Origin of the sequence: Leptotrichia trevisanii DSM 22070, from assembly GCF_000482505.1 — a bacterium.
Lineage (GTDB): Bacteria > Fusobacteriota > Fusobacteriia > Fusobacteriales > Leptotrichiaceae > Leptotrichia > Leptotrichia trevisanii.
In genome coordinates, this window is the sequence record NZ_AXVL01000052.1 from 1 (window position 1) to 4,936 (window position 4,936).

Genomic DNA, 4,936 nt, shown 5'->3' on the forward strand with positions numbered 1-4,936 from the left:
GAAAACCAAGAATCACAAGTGCAGGCTTCAATCAGGACAGCAGGGACAAGGAAGGAATTACGAGAAATACAATAGTTGGAAATGTGGAGATACAGAATGCTTCAGGAGATGAGATAAACAGGGATTTATCAAAAGCAAATGAAATAACGAAAGATACTCACAGAAGCACGAATATCAATGTGGAGCCGCAGGTTATAGAATATATTTCAAATCCAACAAAGTTCAAGGAAGATCTGGAAGTAGCAATACTTGAAGGAAAAGCTACAGGAGAGACTGTATTAAAAACAATTGAAAATCTTGTAAATGGTGGAAAAGAAGATATTGGAGATCCTGAAAGAAGAACAATCAATGAAATCAAGGAAAGCATAATAAGGGTTAAGACCGCTCCTGAAATGAATGCAATAGCAATAGGGAACTTGAATTCACAGGAAGTATGGGACACTTTAAAAATAAAAGGAATAGAGAAATTTAATCCTGACAATCCTGACTTACTAGAAAATGTAAGGGCAAGGCTTGACGAGCTGGCAGGAGATGGAAAGACAATAAGGGCTTTCTACGATAAAACTACCAATAAAATCTTTGTAAATGAGAATCTGACAGATGATGCAGAAATACGTGCCTCAGTAGCAAGGGAATGGAAAATATCAGAAGATTTGAAAGATAAAAAGGGAAAAGCCAACAATGAAGGGAAGTTGAAATCAACCGTAGCAGGAGAACTGGCCTATGATGATATGATGAAGAGGGCTAGGGAAGGCAAGACTGAGAGTATAAGTACAGGAGAGCTTAATGAGGCTGTTATGGATACTAATAGTGAGGTTACAAGTGACAAGACCATTGTACCTGAAAAATATATTAAAAATAGAACTATAAAAGATGAAAGCAAGGTTAATAAAGCGTTTGCTAGAGTATTTGGTAAAAAATACGCTAATTTTAGTTTAAAAAAATATAATAATGATACTAATTTGACATCACCTTATATTAGTGAATATGTAGCAAAAATGAATTATTATTATATGCAAGCTAACATGTATGTAACCTTAGAAGAATTTAATAGAGATAGAAGAAACTATAGAAGAATTCCTGATAATGAAGCAGTTTTACATAATATTAGAAATGGAAAAATTTATATTGGAGAAGATGTAAATGTAAAATACGTAAACAATAATGATGGAAAGGAAGTGGTTTTAGATTCTAAAGGAAACCTCGTAAATGATTATTATAATAGAGGAACTTTTAATACTGTTACTTATATTAATGATAAAGATCCAGATAAAACCAAACATGGGAGAGATGTAATTTATTGGTTAAATTGGGGAACTGGACCAGATGATAAAAGTAGTATACGAAAAAGAATAGAATTATCTTTAGTAGGAAAAGTAGTGTCTGATAATTATGAAGATATAAAAATTTGGGCTATATCAAGAGGATATAGTTCTATAGGTTTAAAAGAAGCAATGGAGTATACATCTGACCGTCACTTTTTAGATGATTTTAAAAATCAATTAAACAATTTATTAAAATTTAATCCTGAGCAAATAGCTCCTCGGATAATGGATTTGAGGTGATAATTTATGAAAAAAATTTTAATAATAATATTACTTTTATTACTAATTTATTATTGTTTTAATAGAGGTGAGATAATTAAAGAAAATCATTATGAAATTTCAATGCGTCGTTTAAATTATGGAGATAATGATAAAATTTCTAATATTGAAGATATAAATTTTGACAATGGTAATATAATTATTAAATTAAAAAGTTTGCAGAATAATTTATATTTAGAAACTATAATAATTTATTACAAAGAAAAAAAAATAGGAGAAATTTCCATAAATGAAAATTTATATGTTGAAAGTATAAGTAATAGTAAATATATTGATATCAACAGTTATATTTTTGAATATTCTATTAATAATGATTTGCTCTGGATTTTAGGAGAAAAGAATGAAAAATATAACATATCTTCTGGACCATATATGGAAAATGAATTTATATTTGAAACTGTCATAAAAGATAAGGCTAATAATAAAATATATAATTTAAAACGTGAAATAGATATACTATTTGTAGAGCAAGGAAAAACCAGAAGATGGACTTTTGACCATTAATATTATTTCTTAAAATATATTTGATAAGTCATATTGACATAAGTGTATAAGCAAGAATGGAAATCAAGAAAAAGAAGCAACTTGTAATATAAATGGTAATTCTGAGTGTGTAAATGGGAATCGATTAATATCAGATTTAATAAATAATAAAAGAAAAGTATCGATAACAACTCAAAGAGATCCCAATAATTGGTTTAAAGCAAAAATGGATAGAGATGGTAAACAACAAGAAAAAGGGTCAATGTCTACATATAATTACCCAAAAAATATAAACGATGAAAAGGAATATTTTGCATTACTAAATACAGAAAAAAAAGTAAGACTTAATAATGTACAATTAGATAGTAATGGAAATGCTACTAAAATATATTCAGAAATAGTTCCAACATATATTGTATTAGCACATGAATTAATACATTTAAAACATAATTCACTTAATAATCCGAAAGAAGATATTGATGAGAATAATTCTGAATTAGAAAATGAAAGTGAATAATTAAATTATAAAAGTTTTAAATAATCGTTGTTGTAAAAGACAGCGGTTATTTTTCTCACATTCTTCATACATTTGAAATAATTAATGCAAAATATTTTGATTATCAAATTTGCCTATATAACCCCCTACAAGCCAAAATTTTTAATTTTTTTCTTTAAAGCAGGCATTTACATTTATATATGATTAATGTTAAAATAATAAAAAAAGAAAGAAATATTTGTATGACAAACAGCAATTTCTATGCCAATATTGAAGTAAATGCAAACGAAGGGCCAACATTTGTAAACATAAACGGAAGCAGAACAAATGAAGATAGGGCATTTTTGGATAATCAAAGCATATTCATTGTCGGAGAAGTAAGTAGATAAAAAAATGGATAAAGGAAAAATGCTTTATAAAGAAATAATGAAAAAATGGGAAGAAAAAGAATGATAAAAAAAATATTTATAAAAACTCTAATCATAAAATATTTGATTTTTTTAATAATTTTAAATATGCTTTATGCCAATGATAAAGATTTTAAAACTCAAAAAAATAGATTTAATAAAATAAATAGCTGTTATTTAAAGGACTCTCATAATTATTATGGAACTAAAAAAAAGGTTTTATTAGCTGATATTTCAGATGTAAATAAATTAATAATTGGTGAGAAAGATTTGGAGGAAATTTTTGAGATAGATGATATTCCAATTAAAATAATAAAAGAATACTTTTTTTCAAAAAATAATATTTATTATTGTGGGGAAAAAATAAAAGATGTAGATTTAAAAAGTTTTGAAATTTTACCTTATGGTTTTTCAAAAGATAAGAATAATTTATATTTTGAAGGAGAAAAGATTTTAGAAAATATAGAAAAATTTAAAATTTTAGGAGAAAATTTTTTTCTTATTAATGATAAAGTTTATGTTCTTTTTTTTGAGGAGAAAGCTAGAATTTTAGAAATTAATTTTAATACATTAAGAAAAGTGAAGATTGATATTTCAACAATGAAAGTATTAGGAAAGAATTATATTTCTGATAAAAATAATATATATTATGCAAATAATATTATTGAAAATGTGGATAAAAATAGTTTTAAAATATTAGATGAAAATTTTTCAAGAGATAAAAATAATATTTACTATCATGGAGAAAAAATAAAAGATGTAGATTTAAAGAGCTTTGAAATCTTATCTTATGGATATTCAAGAGATAAAAATAATATATATTATGAAGAAAATATTTTTTTGAATTATTCTATCAAAAATTTAGAAATTTATAATAGACATTTTTTTAGAGATGATAAATATTTATATTTAAGAAGAGTTTTTTTTAATGATACTTTGGTTGAAGATTTTAAAAAGATAAAAATAAATAGTAATATCAAATTAACAAAAATAGATGATTATTTTTTTTCTTTTGATAATAACACAATTTTATATGAAGATTTTGCAGGAGTTCATTTTATAAATGTAAAAAATAGTAGAAAATTTAAGAAAATTACAAATTATTATTATACAGATGAAGAAAATGTTTATTACATGTATAAAAAAATACCGCAAGTAGATTTAGACAGCTTTGAAATAATTAATAAATATTATTCAAAAGATAAGAACAATATTTATTTTAAAAATTTTAAGACTGACAAATATATAGATGTTGATTTAATTCCCAGAAAAAAAATATTTTATTAAATGTAGAAAATACTGGAAATTTTTTGATTTAATAATCTGAACTGCACCCAAATCTTGGATACAAGATAGAAAGTGCAGATCTTCTCTATCATTTTTCATGCCTTCCAAATAATTAATGCAAACATTTTGATTATATCAAATTCACCCATATAACACCTGCAAGCCAAAATTTTCATTTAAGGCTTTTATACCAAAAATTAATTTTTTGAATTGTATGGATATTATATGGTCTTTTTAGATGATATTTTTAAATAAGTTAGATGGCGTATTTTCTAAACCAGTTTTCAAAATTCTTAATTTTTCAAATTTAAATAAAATTTGTTTGGTTAAAAAAAAATTAATACACAAATTGGTATTTACATTTGTATATGATTGATGTTAAAATAATAAAAATAACTTAAAAATACAACATTAGGTAGAAAGACTTCTCAGGCAGAATAAGCTACGGTACAATTAACAGACAAGCTATGTAAATGGAGCGTCGGTGCAAAAGGTGCAAGAGATGCCATGGCAAACAGCAACTTCTACGCCAACATCGGAGTAAACGCCGGATTTACACGTTCAAGAAGCAACACAAGTTCCCATACTGAAGGTGCGGCCGTAACAACATTAAAGCCAATGGATGAAAATTCAAGCATTACCTACAATAATGTAAACAA

The 4,936-nt window shown here is 25.4% G+C and carries 4 protein-coding genes and 1 pseudogene; all 5 read left to right on the plus strand.

The genetic code is table 11. The annotated features are described in order from the left end of the window. Window positions 1-1,565, plus strand: a pseudogene (locus K324_RS16050) (hypothetical protein); the annotation flags it as partial. A 6-nt stretch (window positions 1,566-1,571) separates the two neighbouring features. Continuing rightward, on the plus strand, window positions 1,572-2,108 hold the full coding sequence (locus tag K324_RS0108725; protein ID WP_026748816.1) for a hypothetical protein: 537 nt from the start codon (window positions 1,572-1,574) through the stop codon (window positions 2,106-2,108). Between the two features lie 241 nt (window positions 2,109-2,349). Further along, window positions 2,350-2,604 (plus strand): hypothetical protein, encoded by a 255-nt coding sequence (locus tag K324_RS0108730; RefSeq protein WP_146997433.1) that lies wholly within the window; start codon window positions 2,350-2,352, stop codon window positions 2,602-2,604. A 221-nt stretch (window positions 2,605-2,825) separates the two neighbouring features. After that, a complete protein-coding gene (locus K324_RS14640) occupies window positions 2,826-2,972 on the plus strand; it encodes a hypothetical protein (protein ID WP_156906984.1) in 147 nt (48 codons plus the stop codon). A 60-nt stretch (window positions 2,973-3,032) separates the two neighbouring features. Then, window positions 3,033-4,277 carry a DKNYY domain-containing protein gene (locus K324_RS0108740; RefSeq protein ID WP_036095401.1) on the plus strand — a complete coding sequence of 415 codons (1,245 nt, stop codon included), beginning with the start codon at window positions 3,033-3,035 and terminating at the stop codon, window positions 4,275-4,277. Window positions 4,278-4,936 lie beyond the last annotated feature (659 nt).